14 protein-coding genes and 1 pseudogene are annotated in these 19,102 nt (G+C 38.2%); 4 read left to right on the forward strand and 11 right to left on the reverse strand.

What is annotated here, in order from left to right; translation table 11 throughout:
* Position 1 precedes the first annotated feature (1 nt).
* The 11 genes from DBO93_RS19120 to murJ all read right to left on the reverse strand — a co-directional run bounded on the left by DBO93_RS19120 (position 2) and on the right by murJ (position 14,128).
* Complete coding sequence (locus tag DBO93_RS19120; RefSeq protein ID WP_108456672.1) at positions 2–409, reverse strand: type IV pilin protein; 408 nt, start codon at positions 407–409, stop codon at positions 2–4.
* A complete protein-coding gene (locus DBO93_RS12695) occupies positions 409–3,987 on the reverse strand; it encodes a PilC/PilY family type IV pilus protein (RefSeq protein WP_108456673.1) in 3,579 nt (1,192 codons plus the stop codon). The genes DBO93_RS19120 and DBO93_RS12695 overlap by 1 nt, the downstream gene beginning before the upstream one ends.
* A 36-nt stretch (positions 3,988–4,023) precedes the next feature.
* On the reverse strand, positions 4,024–4,557 hold the full coding sequence (locus DBO93_RS12700) for a pilus assembly PilX N-terminal domain-containing protein (RefSeq protein WP_108456674.1): 534 nt from the start codon (positions 4,555–4,557) through the stop codon (positions 4,024–4,026).
* Positions 4,551–5,507, reverse strand: a complete 957-nt coding sequence (locus tag DBO93_RS12705; RefSeq protein ID WP_108456675.1) for a PilW family protein — start codon at positions 5,505–5,507, stop codon at positions 4,551–4,553. The genes DBO93_RS12700 and DBO93_RS12705 overlap by 7 nt, the downstream gene beginning before the upstream one ends.
* Position 5,508: 1 nt before the next feature.
* Complete coding sequence (gene pilV / locus DBO93_RS12710) at positions 5,509–6,072, reverse strand: type IV pilus modification protein PilV (protein WP_162533786.1); 564 nt, start codon at positions 6,070–6,072, stop codon at positions 5,509–5,511.
* A 326-nt stretch (positions 6,073–6,398) separates the two neighbouring features.
* A complete protein-coding gene (gene ispH / locus DBO93_RS12715) occupies positions 6,399–7,328 on the reverse strand; it encodes a 4-hydroxy-3-methylbut-2-enyl diphosphate reductase (protein WP_108456677.1) in 930 nt (309 codons plus the stop codon).
* A gap of 107 nt (positions 7,329–7,435) precedes the next feature.
* Positions 7,436–7,867: an FKBP-type peptidyl-prolyl cis-trans isomerase gene (fkpB, locus tag DBO93_RS12720; protein WP_108456678.1), complete on the reverse strand. Its 432-nt coding sequence runs from the start codon at positions 7,865–7,867 to the stop codon at positions 7,436–7,438.
* A 12-nt stretch (positions 7,868–7,879) separates the two neighbouring features.
* On the reverse strand, positions 7,880–8,392 hold the full coding sequence (gene lspA, locus DBO93_RS12725; RefSeq protein ID WP_108456679.1) for a signal peptidase II: 513 nt from the start codon (positions 8,390–8,392) through the stop codon (positions 7,880–7,882).
* A gap of 130 nt (positions 8,393–8,522) precedes the next feature.
* On the reverse strand, positions 8,523–11,360 hold the full coding sequence (gene ileS / locus DBO93_RS12730; protein WP_108456680.1) for an isoleucine--tRNA ligase: 2,838 nt from the start codon (positions 11,358–11,360) through the stop codon (positions 8,523–8,525).
* 104 nt (positions 11,361–11,464) lie between these two features.
* Positions 11,465–12,412 (reverse strand): bifunctional riboflavin kinase/FAD synthetase, encoded by a 948-nt coding sequence (ribF, locus tag DBO93_RS12735; protein WP_108456681.1) that lies wholly within the window; start codon positions 12,410–12,412, stop codon positions 11,465–11,467.
* A gap of 138 nt (positions 12,413–12,550) precedes the next feature.
* Complete coding sequence (gene murJ / locus DBO93_RS12740; protein ID WP_108456682.1) at positions 12,551–14,128, reverse strand: murein biosynthesis integral membrane protein MurJ; 1,578 nt, start codon at positions 14,126–14,128, stop codon at positions 12,551–12,553.
* Between the two features lie 479 nt (positions 14,129–14,607).
* Here murJ and rpsT point away from each other — a divergent pair, with 479 nt between their 5' ends.
* The 4 genes and pseudogenes from rpsT to DBO93_RS12760 all read left to right on the forward strand — a co-directional run bounded on the left by rpsT (position 14,608) and on the right by DBO93_RS12760 (position 19,080).
* Positions 14,608–14,868, forward strand: a complete 261-nt coding sequence (rpsT, locus tag DBO93_RS12745) for a 30S ribosomal protein S20 (protein ID WP_108456683.1) — start codon at positions 14,608–14,610, stop codon at positions 14,866–14,868.
* 143 nt (positions 14,869–15,011) lie between these two features.
* Positions 15,012–16,669: pseudogene (locus DBO93_RS12750) on the forward strand (Zn-dependent hydrolase).
* A 174-nt stretch (positions 16,670–16,843) separates the two neighbouring features.
* Positions 16,844–18,445, forward strand: coding sequence for a choline dehydrogenase (locus tag DBO93_RS12755; RefSeq protein WP_108456684.1), 1,602 nt, complete (start codon positions 16,844–16,846; stop codon positions 18,443–18,445).
* Between the two features lie 164 nt (positions 18,446–18,609).
* Positions 18,610–19,080 carry a TlpA disulfide reductase family protein gene (locus DBO93_RS12760; protein ID WP_108456685.1) on the forward strand — a complete coding sequence of 157 codons (471 nt, stop codon included), beginning with the start codon at positions 18,610–18,612 and terminating at the stop codon, positions 19,078–19,080.
* The last annotated feature ends 22 nt before the right edge of the window (positions 19,081–19,102 follow it).

Genomic DNA, 19,102 nt, shown 5'->3' on the forward strand with positions numbered 1-19,102 from the left:
GTTATTGCTCCCAACAGGCGCTTGCCGGTAATTTTTGCCCCGTTTCACTCACGGATAAGGTTGGGCAATTGCTGTCATTAGTTTTTTGCGGCTCAAGTGCCGTTGCCGTTAGTACAAAACCACCATTAGCTAAGGCCGCATCTATACTGTAATAACCATTTTCAGTGATAAATGGATCGTTACCTAACCCCAGGTTATTCATATCTGAGGTATATGCTCTGGTATCAACGAAGAACTGCTCTTGCATATTAGCAATTCTTAGTAACTCTCGCTGAGCCTCTGTGCGATTTGAGCGGGCGACAAAGTCAGTATAAGAAGGAAATGCTACAGCGGCTAGAATAGCAACTATAGCAACTGCTATTAACAACTCTATTAATGTAAAACCATTAATCCGTTTTACTTTTTGCATTATTGCTCCTCTTTAATATACATGTAGGTTCTCATCGTTTGCAGGGTAAAAGGAGTATTTACAACTTTTCGGCCAACAATAATATTACCTATAGTTTCCCCTGCTGCATCAGGAACCACAATGAGTGTAGGTGCACCTAAAAATTGCTCACTAATAACTATACTCCTTGTAGCATCTGCAGGCGGACCTTCAACAGTGCCGGTACCATCACCAACGCCAGTACCATCACCAGTTCCATCATTTGTCTTCCAGTTATATACTGCCGTACCTAGAGCTAAATCAACAGCGTATAACAGGCCAGTACCGTTAGGCTGCTCACATCGCACAATATTAGGATCTAAATTAGGTGGAATAAATGTTGTAAAAAAAGCGACACCATTGATAACAATGGCTTCTGCCGTACTCTTTTCACCTGAGCCTTCTAGTTCGATATACCAACCAGACTTTTTACTCACTGCAATAGCTAATGTTTCTCGCGCTTGAGTAGTCAGAGTTTGACCAAAAGGGTTATCTGTGTAGTCATACAAATCACTTTTTAAAAGCGCAGCCGGTGCTACAGGTTCAACCGAAGTAAAAAATGATTTAGTCTTTATGTGCTCATCTTTAATCATAAAAAATGTATCACTTGTGTCGTCACCCAACGGGTTGGATCTGTCTCCACTACCTATAAGAACGGCATCGTAGGGTTTTTCTTGGTGACTCACGATTGTTTGAGTTTGACCATCCTTATCTGTAACGGTAGTTTCAATAGTTTCACTAACAAAAGTACGTACAATAGATGGTTCATTAAAAAAGCGTAAATCATTACTATTGGTAGTTCCACCCAACTCAGCTAATTTAAACACTGTCCATGGGTCTTCTGAGTCACCTGGATTTCCACTTGGCATATCGACACGCCAAACATTACCACCCGTGTCACCGGTATAAAGTCTGTCTGTTAAACCGTCTCCATCACTATCAAGAATCGCTATGCTCGATGGAATACTATCGGTGCCACTGAACGTTGTGCTTGCATTCTCAGCTGCTAAGCTCCATTTTAGCGTTCCGGTTTGAGCATCGACCATATAAATAGCACGACCTTTGGTATCTGGGGTCCCAGGACCGCTTGCATCTTTGCCTGCGTCATAACCACCACCGAAAAACAGTACCGGTGCGGCAACAGCAGAATCCCCTGAACCGGAAATATTTGCTTTAGAATAACCGAGCTTAGGTTGAGACCATGATTGCCCTAAGTCACCAAAGCCAGTTGATGAAGCATCGATATGCCAAAGTTTGCCTGGCGCACTAGGGTCACTAATATCTAACGCGTAATATGAAGTGCCTCCGCGACGAAGACCAAAAAAGATCCAAACTTTATCTGTACCATTAATAATACCATCACCATTTTTATCTTGTGTATATGACGTTATATTGCCATCTACACCATAAATTTTTTCAGCTGTAGAATAGTTTTGTCTTAATGGCTTAATGTTTTTGAGAAACTCTTTTGGCATAAAAGCCCAGTTTTCATCTACTGAGTCACCTTTATCTTCAAACATGTGAAGCATACCGGCATTAGTACCAATAACAATACGAATGCTATCACCATAATTAACTACAAGGGGTTTAGAATGAAGAGGATCAGCAAAAACATCGGGACGAATAGTGGGCTCAGTACCATCGGGTAATTTTACATTATCGACATTAGTACCTTTGGCCCAACTTAAATAAGAATCTACATCATCAACATGCACATCCATTTCTGTAGCTAGCTCTGTGCTACCTCCAAACGAAGTTTCTGCCTGTGTTTTTGTTAATAATGCCAAAGCACCACTTGTGCCAATATCACTATAAACTACGCGATTAGTTTTGTTACGTAGCATATCTGCAACGCCACCATCTGGCACATCATCACCATCTTTGGCATTATCTGTCGACCAAAAGCTCGTTACATCTGGAGAGAAATGACCACTACTTGCATCAAGCGCTAAGTTGCCATGCTTACCGATTTGATTACCGTCAACCACCTTATATTTTTTAAGGTTACCTTGCCAACGCGGTCCGTTCTCAGGTTGAAACATGGCATAATAAACCGAATTTAAGGTTTCAGTTCGGTCAAAGTTATTCGCAGCTACAGATGCAGAAGTTAAACTATCATTACTAGGCTCTAAACTTTCTAATGCATTCAAAAGTGCTGAGGTAAGTTGAGCACTATCTGTAGCAGGATAATAGTCTCCTCCACCTAATCTAGCTGTTCTTTTTAATAACGGCGCAGCATCAAGTGCCCCTTCACTAAAACCTATGGTGTAAGTTGAAACTGTTTGTCTACCTGGTAGAGTAGTATTGAGATCATTCTCATTCATCCATTCAGCAAGACCCGCTAAATAGTTACCACCAAACTTACTACCACTAAAGTTAACTGTTTTACCTTCATCAACGGTGGTTAATGCTTCAATTTTACTATCGGCACCATTATCATAAGTAGGAGCACCATCAGTAATTAAAATAACAAAGGCTTTACTACTACAACTTGAAAAAGGGCTATTATATTTTCCTGATGACTCTATTGTAGTATCCCGAGGCGGAACATTTTTTCTATAGGCAAGACCTCCACCTTGATAATAAAGGTCAACATCATCATCACCAAATTCAACATTTTTACCCGCAAAATACTGTTGAGCCTCATAAAGCGATTCACACAAAGGCGTCCAAGTTCTCGCAGAAACTTTATTATTTACAATATCGAGAAAATTAGCTTCGCTAGTATCGTTCATTTGTTGGATACCAAAAGCAACACGCCCTCCGTTAGGATGGTTAGCAGCATCACCGTAGTTATAATTAAACACTTCTAAGCCAAAATCGATCGATGGCGCAGCTTTAACTACATTAGCAATACTCTTTTTCGCGATTTCCATGCGCGTTGTCAGTGTTTGTGCAATAGTTTCGCCATGATGCCAACGTAAATAATTATCAGAATAAAGTGTTACATACTGACCAGACCATTCAACGTTAGAAGTTGCTAGTAAAGGACTATGATAAATAGGGAGAAATTTAGTACCAAGATAATCAATCGGGTAACCATCAGGTAAACTGTCAATATTGTTAGGATCGGATTTTAAAACATCATCTTCACAATCAATAACATCTATATTAGCGCCATTATTATCCGGAATTTCATTCCAACTACCCGATGTGCCTTTAAAGCTATATTCTCGAATATGCCCTGAGTAAAATCCAGTTTCATCTAAAATTTTTCTCGCTGTTTCACAACTATTAATGGATGCTAGAAAACGACGGGATTCATTATTTTTATCCGGTACAGGTAAACCTGAGCCTCCATCACTTCCGCCTTTTGTAAAGTAAATAAAACGTTCATCTAATGAGTTGTCATTGCCGATCGCGGGGTAAGTTACCGAAGGATCATAGTCTTCATTTACAGAAAGTGTGGTCCCCATACTACCTGAGTTATCAAAAATAATCAGGACTTGGGTTTTACTACCAGCAAGCTTTACAGCATTGCTAACGTATAATTCTATATCCTCACTAAAAGATACAGTTGAGACTAAAAGCAGTAGACTAGTAGACAGAAATTTTTTCATTTTATTAACTCCAGTATTTAGCTGAACACCAAAAAATTATCGTAAAAGTTGCTGGGCAACACCTGTATTTACTTCAACTTCGTTGGTGTTTTTTCGTCCATATTTACGGACCACTTGCACGCGTATAACATTACAAGTAAATACTTGGGCTGATGAAGCAGATCTGGAGTGGGGGCAATCCGGTTCTAGCTCAAGTTCATTATTGGCAATATCGATATTTGCCGTAGTATCATTACCAGTATTTGTAATACCTAAACTACCAGTAACATTTCTAAAATCGTCGTCTTGAAAACGAACGACAGGTGATGCAAATCTATTATTTCCGACATCGGCATTCACTTGTCGAAATATCACCTCGTCACTAGCACTTATAGCTTCTTGTGTAGCAACAACTTTTTCTTCACTTGCACCTGACATTTTCATATCAGTGGTTGAATTTTGCATCAAAGCCGCAGCAACTGCGGTTAGCGCAATTAAAAAAACAAGCGCAACAATTAACACAACTCCAGTTTGTTTACCTAAGCTTCGATTATTATTAAATACATTACGCTCATAATTATGATTTACCATGAGTCGACTCCTGCATTATATAAAGTTATGGTTGAATTAAAGAGTAATCGACGATAGTTGTCATTAAACGTAACGGGCACATCACCCAGATTATAGGTATTGGTATTAGTATATTTGATATCAGGGAGAATACTTCTGGCCAACACATAAATTCGTACGGCTAATATCCGGTTATTATTACCATTATCCCATTGGGCTAACGTCATGTTATCTGCAGATACAAAGGTATCAACAATTCCATAACCAGAATTTCCTGGAATGTCGGTATCTATGCCATACATAAAGCGAATTCTTTCAATACCATCAATAATAGGATCGAATGTCATATTAGTCGTTAAGCGACCTTGCATTAAAACGGGTACTATATTAGTACCTTGCGCTTCATCTCTTACGTAGTATATATGATGTTGATATTCCCACAGCTGACTATTAGCAACCAATGGAATCGCTCCACCTGTGAAAATTTCGGCTTCATTTAGGTTTGAAACAATATAATAGTTATCGTTTGAGCTTAATGCTAATGGATTAGATATAGCGCGTTTTAATTGAATAATATCAGAGCCTACTTTTGCATCGTCGATACATCCCATAATAGCGCTAGATGTTACTTCTTGGCCCCATATAGTTCTAAAGTGCCCTATCGCGTTAGGAAAAGTACCATTATTTAAGCCCTCACCAAGGCATTCATTACCTGGTGCACCCGGCACTGAATTTAGCATTGAGTTATCTAATGTACCGGTATAATCGCCCCAAAAATTTTGTCTTAATAAGTCATCACTTAGCACACTTAATGCAAAACGACCGTTTTCTTGTAATTCGCCATAAGTTGCTGTTTCTTGAGTAGTCGTTTTCATACCCACGAAAACACTTAAAATACCAGCAAAAAGTGCTAAGCCAATAGCCAAGGAAATAAATATTTCAATTAAGGTATAACCGAGTTGTTTTTTCATATTAATTTATAAACGCCTTAACAATAACTTGTCGCCTTTTGGTACTAGCGGTGCCACAACTATCTTTTTTAGCATCAGCAATATCTGTTCGACCTTCCCAACTTACAACAACAGTTACCGCATTTGCTGCTTGGCTAATACATCCCCGAACGCCCGTTAAGCCAGCACGGTTATTGCCGCCATTAACAACATCAGCCCCCATAAGAGAAACTTCCCATTCATATCTATCATTCCCCATCATTTCGGCTGGAGAGCATAGTCCCGCAATTGTATTGCATCGTTTATCGGGTGGTGTATCGAGTTGTACACCATAGTCTGTCGCTGCATATCCGGCGAGAGCCGTTGCATTATTACTTCGCATTCTCTCAACAATATCTTGTGCTAACGCTGATGCAACAGAACGTTGCATTGCATCAAAACTGCCTTTCTTTGCTGATGCCTGCATAGCCACAGCACCTAAAATTCCGGTTACTAAAATGAAAACAGCGACCAACACTTCAATAAATGTAAGTCCTTTATTTACCGAGGGTTTTTTAGAGGGAACACGTGAAAATGTATTGTTCAATATTTAATCTCCCTTCAAATATGAATAAATAAAATATAGACAATGTTGTTATTATTGCAAAAAGAAATAGATTAAAAGGGTTTATTCTAGACAAAGAAAAGTTTTGATAGGGACTTGAAAAATCACTACTTAACAGTAATTTATATGTGTTAAAAATCACATTGGTGAACTTCATTAACCCATACCTTAATTTATTATGACGAGTAATTTCTCTTACTTTAGCCCTTACTACTCGAAAATGTTAATTTGCAGATATAAATGGTCTCTTATTTCAAAAAATTTAGAAAACCAATACAGGCAATAGCTGCAAATAATATACCCTAAGACTAGCGTAATTCTATCGGCACCGCAAATACAGTATTTTCTTCTTTCCCTGGGTATTCAATAACCTCTTGTCCACCAAAGGATTTTAGCGCTTCTATCACTTGCTGAACCAGTATTGCAGGTGCTGAAGCTCCAGCGGTTACACCAATTTTTTTAACATCAGTTAACCATGAAACATCAATATCAGCGGCGGTATCAATTAAATAAGAAGTGGTGCCGATTTTTTCAGCCAATTCTCGTAATCGATTAGAGTTTGAACTATTTTTAGCACCCACAACAAGTAACAACTCCACTTGTTCTGCAATAGATCTTACTGCATCTTGACGATTTTGCGTTGCATAACAAATGTCATCTTTACGCGGACCTTGAATTAATGGGAATTTCTTTCTTAGTGCGTCAATAACATCGCTTGTATCGTCAACAGATAATGTAGTTTGGCTACAGTAATAAAGTTTTTCAGGATTTTTTATTTCAAGTGTTGCCACATCTTCAGTAGATTCAACTAAATAAATACCACCTTCTACACTTTCATATTGCCCCATAGTACCTTCAACTTCTGGGTGTCCAGCGTGACCGATAAGAATACATTCAATGTCTTTTCTACTCGTTCTTGAAACTTCCATATGCACTTTAGTGACTAATGGGCAAGTTGCATCAAAAACTTTTAATCCACGATTTTTTGCTTCATTACGCACTAATTTAGACACACCATGAGCACTAAATATAACGGTACTATCGTCTGGCACTTCATTTAATTCATCAACAAATACTGCACCGCGATCTTTTAAACCATTGACCACAAATTTGTTATGAACGACTTCATGACGGACATAAATTGGTGCTTCAAATAAATCTAATGCTCGGTCAACGATACTTATCGCTCGATCAACACCAGCACAAAATCCACGAGGATTAGCTAAAATAATTTCCATAACATTCTCATTGTTGCTTAACTTATTAAACTGCGTAACTTAAATAAGGTCTTAAATTAAATAATTGCTTAACTTAAATAATTGCTTAACTTAATTAACTAGATTACTTATATAACGTCGACTACGTCAATTACAAAAGTAACTTCTTGTCCAGATAAAGGATGATTAAAATCGATAGTCACTGAACTTCCTGAAACGTCTTTTATCATGCCAGGTAACTCACCGCCCGGTTGGGTAAAAGTTATAATATTGCCCACTTTCGCTGGTGCTTCTTCACTGAACTTGCTGATATCCATATAATGAATATTTTCTGGTAAGGGTTCACCAAAGGCATCAACTGCTGCTAGCACAAACTCTTTACTTTCACCTGCTGACATACCAAGCAACTGTGCTTCAAATGCTGGTGAAATACTAGTATCACCCATAATAATTTTTGCTGGCTTTTTATTAACTTTGGTACTGTCCGCCGCAGAGCCATCGGCTAGCTTCATTGTAATATGAGCAATAATTTCTGATGATGCCGTCACTAAATTTGTCATGTAATGTTCTCTTTAAGAGTTAATATCTTGTTTTGTTTTGCTTGACTCACCGTTTTTAAATGAATCAAAAATCATCAAAGCGGCACCAATAAAAATCATGGAGTCGGCAATATTAAAAGCAGGAAAATGATAACCAAAGCCATAAAAATCTAAAAAGTCGATTACATAGCCAAATAATACTCGATCAATAAGATTGCCAACAGCGCCACTTAACATGAACGCAAATGCCACCGACAACAGCACTTGTTGTTTAGGTGTTTTTGCTAACCATACAATAAAAACGATACTAGCAATGGCAGCGATTGCGGTAAAAAACCAACGTTGCCAACCGCCTTGATCAGCAAGAAAACTAAATGCTGCACCAAGGTTATGTACATAAGTTAAGTTGAAAAATGGCAAAATATCGATAGATTGATATAAGTCCATATTACTGACTATTAATTGCTTAGTTACTTGATCAGCTATTAAAAAAATAGCGGTTAACCACCACCAACGTAAGCCTGTTTGGGTAAATAAATTTTTCATAACACAAAAACTTCACTTTTATTATTCGCGCTCAATACGCAATACTTCAAGCTTTTAATAACTAGAAAACGTGCAGACTTATTTAAAGCACTGCACGTTTTAGTTTTAATCGCATTAACACAGGTTGAACTTAAGCGAATTTACGTACTTCGCCTTCGCCATCTACGTTGCTAATACAACGTCCACATAACTCTGGGTGTTGTTCGCTTTGACCAATATCTTCAGTAACATGCCAACAACGATCACACTTTGCACCTTCAGCTGGTGCAACAGTTAACCATAAACCTTTGACTTCAGTAGCTAGTGTGTCTTTAGGTGCACTTTCAACGACGTTAACAACGGCTTTAGAAGTGATTAAGACAAAACGTAACTCTTCACCTAATTGCTGTAGTTTTTCTGCAAGTTCGCTTGTCGCATACAATGTTACAGCGGCTTCTAGCGCTTTACCTACTTGCTTTTCTTTTCGAGCATTTTCTAAGGCTTTATTGACTTCAGTACGCACTAATAAAAGCTCGTTCCAATAATCGTTATTTAAAGCACTGTCGGTTGAAGTTTTTGGTAAGCCATCAAACCAAACACCAGTGAAGACAAATTCTTCACGAGTCTCATCTGAAGCTGTTGGTAGCGCCTGCCAAATTTCTTGTGCAGTAAAAGACAAAATTGGTGCCATCCAACGTGTCATTGCCTCGGCAATTAAATACATCGCCGTTTGACATGAACGTCGTGCAACACTGTCTTCTTTAGCTGTGTATTGTCTATCTTTAATAATATCTAAATAAAAACCACCTAGCTCAGTTGTACAGAAGTTCATTAACTTGTGCACGACTACGTGAAATTCATATTCATCGTAAGCGGCAATAATATCGGCTTGTAACTGTGCAGCTTTATCTAAAGCCCAACGATCAAGTGCAACCATATCATCTAAAGCAATTGAATCTGTTTTAGGGTCAAAGCCATTTAAGTTAGACAGTAAAAAGCGTGCCGTATTGCGAATACGACGGTAAGCATCTGCTTGGCGTTTAAATATTTCATCGCCTGCAGTGATTTCTTGTGTGTAATTTACCGATGCTGTCCACAAGCGTAAAATATCAGCACCTAGTGTGTTGGTAATTTCTTTAGGTGTAATTACATTGCCTAAAGATTTCGACATTTTATGACCTTTAGCATCAACCACAAAACCATGCGTTAGCACTTGTTTATAAGGTGCTTTGCCATTCATCGCCACAGACGAAATCATTGAAGACATAAACCAACCACGATGTTGATCTGAGCCTTCTAAGTACAAATCAGCAATGCCATCAAATTCTTCACGGGCTTTTACAACGGAGTAATGCGTTGTACCTGAGTCGAACCAAACATCAAGGGTATCAGGCACTTTAACGTATTCTTGTGCGTCATTGCCTATCAGCTCTGAAGCTTCTAAATCAAACCATGCTTGAATGCCTTTATCTTCAACACGCTTAGCAACGGTTTCAATCAGTTCGATACTGCGAGGATGCAAGGCACCGGTATCTTTATGAATGAATAATGCCATTGGCACGCCCCACGTACGTTGGCGTGATATACACCAATCTGGACGACCTTCTACCATAGATTCGATTCGGCGTTGACCCCAATCAGGGATCCACTGAGTTTTTTCAATTTCGCTTAAAGAGTCTTTACGTAAACCTTTATTATCCATACTGATAAACCATTGCGGGGTCGCACGGAAAATCAATGGCGTTTTATGACGCCAGCAATGAGGATAAGAATGTTCTAGCGCATGATGATGCACTAATGTGCCATGTTCTTTTAAAGTTTCAACGACATTTGCATTGGCTTTAAAAACATGTTGCCCAGCAAACAATGGCGTATCTTCTAAATAAACGCCATTAGCGCCTACAGGGTTAGCAACTTCTAAGTTATAAAGCTTACCAACAACAAAATCTTCTACACCATGACCTGGTGCGGTGTGTACACAACCGGTACCTGAATCAGTGGTAACATGTTCACCCAAAATAACCGGCACGGTAAAATCATAAAATGGATGTTTAAGTTGCACTAAATCTAAATCGCTACCTTTACAAAAACCTAATGCATGGTATTTACTGATACCAAAACGATCCATACATGAAGTCACTAGATCAGAGGCTAAGATAAAGCGCTCTTTCCCTTGCTCGGTATCACATTGTACTAAGGTGTATTCTACCTCTGCATTAACTGAAACTGCGCGGTTAGCAGGTAAGGTCCATGGAGTTGTTGTCCAGATAACAACGGAGACTAAACCTTCACCTGGATGATCTTCTGGGTGATTAAATTTGTCAGCAACGCTTTGATCAACAACAGTAAATTTTACATCAATCGCTGGTGATTGTTTATCTTGATACTCAACTTCAGCTTCAGCTAAAGAAGAACCACAATCTGTACACCAATGCACAGGTTTGAACCCTTGGTGTAAATGGCCATTTTCAGCAATTTTACCTAATGAACGTATAATGTTGGCTTCGGTATCAAAATCCATCGTACGATACGGATTATTCCAATCAGCAAAAACACCTAAACGTTTGAAATCTTCACGCTGTGCACTGACTTGCTTAGCAGCATATTCGCGACACTTCTCACGAAAAACACTCGCTGATACTTTATGACCGGGTTTACCAACTTTTTTCTCAACCATCAATTCAATCGGTAAACCATGACAATCCCAACCTGGAACGTATGGCGCATTGTAATCTGATAAAGTTTTTGACTTAACTATAATGTCTTTTAAAATTTTATTAACAGAGTGACCTAAATGAATATCACCATTGGCATAAGGTGGTCCGTCATGCAATATAAATGACTTTTTGCCTTTTTTAGCAGCGCGAATTTGACCATATAAGTCTTTTTCAGCCCATTCTTTTAGCATGTTAGGTTCACGGTTCGCCATGTTACCTTTCATTGCAAAAGAAGTAGCGGGCAAATTTAGGGTTTGCTTGTAATCACTCATTAAAATAAATATCCGTTGTCATAGTCTCACTAAAGCTTGGCTCAGTGTGGTGTTATATTCTGGTACTTAACATATCACTAGTTTATCAATCTGAAATAGTTGTGTTAAGTTGTCGCTAAATGTTGCACAAAAGTGCGAGCTTGTTCTGTATCAATGCCAATTTGTTCAATCAATGCAGGCAGCGAACTAAATTTTTGTTCACTACGTAGTTTTTTCAACATAACCACTTCGATGATTGCACCATACAAATTGTTATCAAAATTAAATATATGTACTTCTAATTGCTGCCTAATTCCGGCAACTGTCGGTCTTGAACCTATATTGGCAACACCATAATGCTCACCAAATTGGCTTTTTACTTGTACCACATAAACCCCTGAAACAGGCGATACACGGCGTTTTAATTTTATATTAGCGGTTGGAAAGCCCATTTCACGGCCACGTTTATCGCCATGAAATACTTTTCCAATAATAGAGTATGGACGCCCTAACATGGTTTGCGCACCGCTTAAGTCATCATTTTCTAGCAACTGCCTAATGGCTGTACTACTAACTCGGCAACCCGCTAGCTTGTGACTTGCTGTATCTGATACTGAAAAAGCAAACTTTTCGCCTGCGGCTTTAAGCATAGAGAAATCACCTTGGCGGTATTGACCAAAATGAAAGTCATCTCCAACGATCAAGTGTTTAATAGCTAAGCGTTTGACTAACAACTCTTCAATAAAAGTCTCGGCGGTTAGACTAGCAAATTTCTTGTTAAAATTGATACAAATTAATCTATCAATACCTAAGTTTTTTAATAAGACATATTTATCGCGTAATCGACATAATCTTGCGGGTGCGGTTTCTGGAGAAAAAAGCTCTTGTGGCTGTGGTTCAAATACCAACACAGCTGCTTCACAATTTAATTCTTTTGCTTTAGCAACTAACGCTAAAATGACTTGTTTATGACCTAAATGTACGCCGTCAAAATTACCGATCGTTAACACGCAACCCTGACGATTATTATCGTCACTAATACGCATATTATGAATGCCACGTGTTAATTGCATGAAATTAAAAAACCTTACTGCTCATAGCGCTTTACTACTCGCGAAATCATTAAAGAATAAAAACCGCTGAATTATATATTAGTCCGTCATAAGAATCAGCCTTTAGCCGCACTTATTTTACGATAAAAATTAAGCTAATTAGCTGTTTTTTTGTGCCACTTTAATATCTGAAAGTCTCACACCCAATAATATTAAACAAATGACATAACTCACTACACCACTAGTAATGCAGATCAAAAGTTGTGTAACTTGCTTAACGAAACCATATGAAAGCCAAATATCAAACTCAGGTGACAAATAATTTACAATCAACGCCATTACCCCTGCTGAAAAGATCAGCCGAGAAATAAACCACCAAGTTTTACCTGAAAGTTGAAAAACATTAGCCGATTTTAAACCGTGATAAAGCATCATAGCATTGAGTGTGGCTGATAACGTGGTCGCTATCGCTAAGCCTACATAACCAAAAAACGGTGCTAGCATTAAATTAAAGGCCATATTGGCCACCATAGCCTTAATAGCTATCTTAACGGGTGTTTTAGTATCTTGGCGGGCGTAATAACCTGGCGCTAGCACTTTAATGAACATAAAACTTAACAGGCCAGAAAGATAAGCGAACAAGGCGTATGACACTTGTAGAACTTCAAACTGTGTAAACTCACCACGCATAAACAACACCATAATGATGGGTTGTGCTAACACCATTAACCCCGCTAGAGCCGGCCAGCCAAATAGTGAGACAATTCTTAGTCCCCAATCTACCGTATCGCTAAATTCTTGCGTGTCTTTTTTTGTATGAAGTTTAGCTAAACTGGGCAGTATGACAGTCGCAATACCAATGCCAAATAAACCCAAAGGAAATTCTAATAAGCGATCCGCGTAATATAACCAACTGATAGAGCCAGTAATCAGCATACTGGCGATAATAGTATCTAGGAGTAAATTAATTTGTGTTACCGAGACACCAAACAGAGCAGGAAGAATTAACTTACGTATTTTTGTTACGCCAGGAGAGTGCCATGACCAAGTAGGTTTAACCAAAGCACCTGCGCGATAGAGGAAAGGTAATTGAAATGCAAATTGAATAAAACCACCTAAAAACACCCCCCAAGCAAGTGCGAAAGCAGGATTTTCCATGTTAGGTGCTAGGTAAATAGCACAGGCAATAATACCTACGTTTAATAATACAGGCGTAAATGCTGATACAGCAAAACGGCCATAGGTGTTTAATATTGCCCCTGAAAGTGCAGTAAAACTAACGAACCACAAATAAGGAAAGGTAATTTTTAGTAAGACACTGGCTAGATCAAATTTATCACTTGCGGGACCATCATTTAGCCAATCTAAAAACCAACCAAAGCCAAATAAAGCCACTATTAACGGCGAAGCTATCATCCCAAATAAAGTCACCAGTGTGATAATAACACCTAAGGTTCCTGACACTTGAGCAATAAGTTTTCGAGTTTCGTTAGTGGTGTGTTCCTCATCAAGCGTGTGATATTCGCTTAATACCGGAACAAAGGCTTGAGCAAAAGCGCCTTCGGCAAAAAGTCGACGGAAAAAATTAGGTATTTTATTTGCAAAAAAGAACACATCTGCCGATGCAGACGCTCCCATAATGTTGGCAATAACAATATCTCGTACTAAGCCAAGAACACGAGAAATTAATGTCATTGCACTAACAATAAGTCCCGACTTAATTAATTTTTTACTCAAACAGATAACCTCAACATTATTTTTTAATTTTTTTATTTGATATATTTTTGATATAGGAACGCCTAATTAATCAGCTAATATCAAGATTGTGTAATCGAGAAAACCGTAAATTGCCGCCCAGTAGCTGATATTCACCTATTATGAGGCTTTTACAAATTGATAGACAATACTTTAATGCCCTAACAATTATTGTGTCATAAATAACATGATCTCCCACCAAATAAGGCTTAGCAGGAGTTTTATTAATAAAATGCATATAAAAATTAAAAATAATTAAAAAAATGTTTAAATCAAAGTACAACAACACTTCCAACTTTTAACTAAAAACTTTAGAATGCGCCATTGGTTTTATTTATACAAACGGGTAATTATCCGAACGGTCAAATTAAAGCAGTAAATTATTTGACAAACCAGTTAAAAACAGGCATATTTCGTCGCCTTAAATTTAGGCAATATTTATTCAATTTTAGGAGTTCACCTTGGCTAACTCAAAGTCTGCTAAGAAGCGCGCAATACAATCTGAAAAGCGCCGTCAACACAATGCAAGCCGTCGCTCAATGATGCGTACTTTACTTAAAAAAGTAATTTCTGCTATCGAAGCCGGTGACAAAGAAAAAGCATCTACAGAATTTGCTGCTGCTGCACCGATTTTAGATCGTTATGCAAGCAAAGGTCTTATTCATAAAAATAAAGCCGCTCGTAGTAAGAGCCGTTTAAACGCTGCTATTAAAGCGCTTTAATTTTTATAAAGAATTAAAAAACCGGCTTATGCCGGTTTTTTTATGTCTAAAAATCCTCAACCATAGTATTTAATTTCTCTTGAAACTTGCGCTTATCAAAGATTTTGTTAATCTCTAGCCGGTATTTATAAAGAGAACTTTACATGAAACTTTCAAAAATAGCTTCAATGCTACTCATCGCTGGCACAATAACCGCTTGCGGTGGCAACAACACCGAAATAACAACATCGGCTACTGTTAACCTTTTACCTCAATATCAAGATCGCTTAGATATATATAAAACCGTTACTTTGACAGCTGACCTATCGCACCTATCCAGTAATCAGAAAAAAATGCTGTCTTTGCTGATTGAAGCTTCAGACATTATTGATGGTTTATTTTGGCAACAAGCATTCGGACAAGATAAAAACAGCTTTTTAGCATCAATAAGTGATGAAAAAGTAAGAGAGTTTGCTCGTATTAATTATGGACCTTGGGATCGCTTAAATGGCGACCAAGCTTTTTTAAGTAATATAAAAGCTAAAAGCCCTGGAGCTCAATTTTACCCTAGCGACATGAGCAAAGCAGAATTTGAAAAAGCCACATTCGAAGATAAAAATGGCTTGTATTCATTAGTACTCAGAAATAAAAATGGTGAATTAAGTACCATTGCTTTTTCAGAAGCCTACAGTGATGAAATTAACCGTATTGCCGTCATTTTAGAAAAAGCAGCTACTTTCGCAGATAATAAAGAATTTGCTAACTATCTAAATATGCGCGCTAAAGCGATTCGTAATGACGACTTTCAAGCATCAGATTTTGCTTGGATGGACATGAAAAGCAACCCAATTGATATTGTTATAGGTCCGATTGAGACTTATGAAGATCAGCTTTTTGGTTATCGCGCAGCGTTTGAATCATATGTACTGATCAAAGATATGTCATGGAGTGAAAAACTTGCAAAATACGCTGAGTATTTGCCTGAGCTACAACGTGGCTTACCCGTTAGCAAAAAATATAAAGCCGAAGTGCCTGGTTCAGATGCTGACCTAAATGCTTATGATGTTATTTATTACGCGGGTCATGCTAATGCTGGTGGTAAAACAATCGCTATAAACCTGCCAAATGACGAACAGGTTCAATTAGAAAAGGGGACTCGACGCTTACAATTAAAGAATGCTATGCGAGCAAAGTTTGACGCTATAATGAGCCCTATTGCCGAAACATTGATCGTACCCGAACAACGTAAGAATGTAACATTCACGGCCTTTTTTGCCAATACTATGTTCCATGAAGTCGCACACGGACTCGGTATTAAAAACACCATTAATAACAAAGGCAGCGTTCGCCAATCATTAAAAGAGCATGCTTCAGCTTTAGAAGAAGGCAAAGCTGATATATTAGGTCTTTATATGATCCGTCAATTGCTAGCGAAAAATGTTATTACCGAAGGCACACTTGAAGATTACTACACGACCTTCTTAACCGGCATATTTCGCTCAGTACGTTTTGGCGCAAGTTCAGCTCATGGTAAAGCTAATATGGTTCGATTTAACTACTTTGCAGAACATGAAGCATTCACCCGCAATGAACAAGGTTTATATCGCGTGAATGTAGAGAAGATGACCGCTGCGATTGACTCACTCTCTGAATTAATTTTAATGTTACAAGGTAACGGAGATTATCAAGGGTTGATAAATTGGTCGCAAAGAGTGGCGTTATCAACGCCAGTTTAGCCACTGATTTAGCGAGTTTAGAAACAGCAAAAATCCCTGTTGATATTACTTTTAAACAAGGTAAAAAGGTCCTTGGATTAAAATAGCCTCTCGTTACTATTATTGAGTGCTTTACATCATTTCTTAAAAAGGCTGAACAGACGTTCAGCTTTTTTTTTGAGTGAATATAACGCTACTTGAATATATAATTATTTTATATCATAGTGGTCTGATGTGTTACTCATAATAATTAATTAGCTTAAGCTGATGTAGGTGGTAGTTTGGAAACGTTTGATTTTATAATCATTGGGGCTGGTTCAGCTGGTTGTGTTTTAGCTGATAAATTATCTGCAAGTGGTGAACACAGTGTTTGCCTGTTAGAAGCCGGTAAAGCTGATAAAAATTGGTTAATCCACTTACCTATAGGTATTATAGCGCTATTGCAAAGTCATACCCTAAATTGGCAATTTAACTCCCACCAAGAAAAAACGTTAATTAATAGAGAAATTTTCACCCCGCGTGGTAAAACCTTGGGTGGCAGTAGCTCAATCAACGCTATGCTTTATGTCAGAGGGCAACAACAAGATTATGATCATTGGCAAAGCTTAGGTAACACAGGTTGGAGCTTTAACGATGTTCTGCCCTACTTTAAAGCCCTTGAAAACCAAGAGCGTGGTGCTGACGAGTTTCATGGTGTCGGCGGCGCTTTAAATGTTGCTGACTCAGTCTCTAAACCCGCAATTAATGAAGATTTCATTCAATCTGCAGTGGCAGCCGGCTACCCTGAAAATGTCGATTTCAATGGACCATCGCAAGAAGGTGTTGGCTATTATCAAGTTACTCAAAAAGAGGGATTAAGACATAGTGCTGCAAAAGCCTTTTTAACGCCTAATTTGCACCGCAGTAACTTAACCGTTATTACGCAAACCCAAGTTGAAAAAGTGATCGTTAATAACAACATTGCCACGGGAGTAATCTATAAACATCAGGGCAAAGTTAAGCAATTAATCGCTAAACACGAAGTCATTGTTAGTGCGGGGACAATAAATTCCCCCCAATTATTGATGCTTTCAGGTATCGGGCCAAAAGCTGAATTAGAAAAACATAACATTGAAGTTGTACACTCATTAGAGGGTGTAGGAAAAAATTTACAGGATCATGTTGATGTGCTTAACGTAGCTCAGCATAAAAGAACTGAGTTATTGGCCTACCGACCAAAAGCGATCTGGTGGGGGGCAAAAGAAGCCTGGAAGTTCATTACAAAACGCGAAGGCTTATTAACCACAGTGATTGCTGAAACTGGTGGTTTTATAAAATCAGATCCCACTGTCACTGAACCTGATTTACAGTTGCATTTTGTACCTGCTGCAATGGACGATCACGGCAGAAATCATAAGTTACTTTGTACCTATGGTATATCGTTACATGTTTGTTTACTTAGACCAAAAAGTCGTGGCACAGTAACGCTTAACAGCAATAAAATAACACAACATCCGCGTATTCAATTGAATATGCTAGACCATCAAGATGATATTGATACCATGATCAAAGGGGTTAGAATTGCTAAAAAGATATTATCTACGCCCCCGTTATCATCCACTCATGTTAATTTTATTTTTCCAGATGAAAACTGTAATTCAGAGCAAGAAATCCATCAGTTTCTCAAAGAAAAGTGTAATACCATCTACCACCCTGTTGGCACCTGCAAAATGGGCCAAGATGAATTATCAGTAGTCGACGAGCAATTAAAGGTTCATGGCATTAAACAATTAAGGGTTGTCGATGCTTCAATAATGCCAACACTTATTAGCGGCAATACCAACGCACCAACGATGATGATTGCAGCTAAAGCAGCAGATATGATTTTAGCTGAACGAAGCTAAAATAAAATAAAGTACAAAGAAGAGATTAAAATATAATAAATTTTTTGAAACCATAATCGACTTTGCAAGGTCAATTTATATAGACAATATTTAATTTACTGAGCAACGCAATTGATTTATCTAAAAACCTTATGTAAAAAAATAATCCCTGGCACTTTTATAGTATTGAGCTTACTTTCGATAAGTGCCAGTGCAGAGGAAACTCCTGTTGCCCACAAGCGCCAGCTTGGGATCTTAAAACTCAATCAGGAGAGCGTATTTCTTCAGCGCAATTTGAAGGGCAAGCAACAATACTTCATTTTTGGGCGACTTGGTGTCCTTACTGTAAGGTGCTTCAACCTAAGTTGGTCGAACTTGAGAAAAAGTATCAACAACAAGGCGTTAAACTTGTAGCTATTAGTTTTAATGAAGACGAAGGTACGCTTCCTCAAGATGAATTAGCTGCTCGGGGCTATAAATTTCCAACCGCCGTTAATGGTGATGAAGTTGCAAAGCTTTATGGCGTAAGAGGCACACCTACAACCTACTTTATCAATAAGAATAATCAAGTGATATTCAAATATACCAGCTCTGATATCACCGACCCGCGACTTGAACTGGCGGTTAAAGAGATAGTTAAAAAACTCGATGAATAACAAGTGATATGAGTTTTGGATG

This window comes from Colwellia sp. Arc7-D, assembly GCF_003061515.1.
Classification (GTDB): domain Bacteria; phylum Pseudomonadota; class Gammaproteobacteria; order Enterobacterales; family Alteromonadaceae; genus Cognaticolwellia.

Excerpts from the sequence above, each read along its gene's own strand:
- fkpB (WP_108456678.1), bottom strand. The coding sequence starts at position 7,867 with ATGACAAATTTAGTGACGGCATCATCAGAAATTATTGCTCATATTACA.
- DBO93_RS12700 (WP_108456674.1), bottom strand. The coding sequence starts at position 4,557 with ATGGTAAATCATAATTATGAGCGTAATGTATTTAATAATAATCGAAGC.
- lspA (WP_108456679.1), bottom strand. The coding sequence starts at position 8,392 with ATGAAAAATTTATTTACCCAAACAGGCTTACGTTGGTGGTGGTTAACC.
- DBO93_RS12705 (WP_108456675.1), bottom strand. The coding sequence starts at position 5,507 with ATGAAAAAACAACTCGGTTATACCTTAATTGAAATATTTATTTCCTTG.
- ribF (WP_108456681.1), bottom strand. The coding sequence starts at position 12,412 with ATGCAATTAACACGTGGCATTCATAATATGCGTATTAGTGACGATAAT.
- ispH (WP_108456677.1), bottom strand. The coding sequence starts at position 7,328 with ATGGAAATTATTTTAGCTAATCCTCGTGGATTTTGTGCTGGTGTTGAT.
- DBO93_RS12695 (WP_108456673.1), bottom strand. The coding sequence starts at position 3,987 with ATGAAAAAATTTCTGTCTACTAGTCTACTGCTTTTAGTCTCAACTGTA.
- DBO93_RS19120 (WP_108456672.1), bottom strand. The coding sequence starts at position 409 with ATGCAAAAAGTAAAACGGATTAATGGTTTTACATTAATAGAGTTGTTA.
- ileS (WP_108456680.1), bottom strand. The coding sequence starts at position 11,360 with ATGAGTGATTACAAGCAAACCCTAAATTTGCCCGCTACTTCTTTTGCA.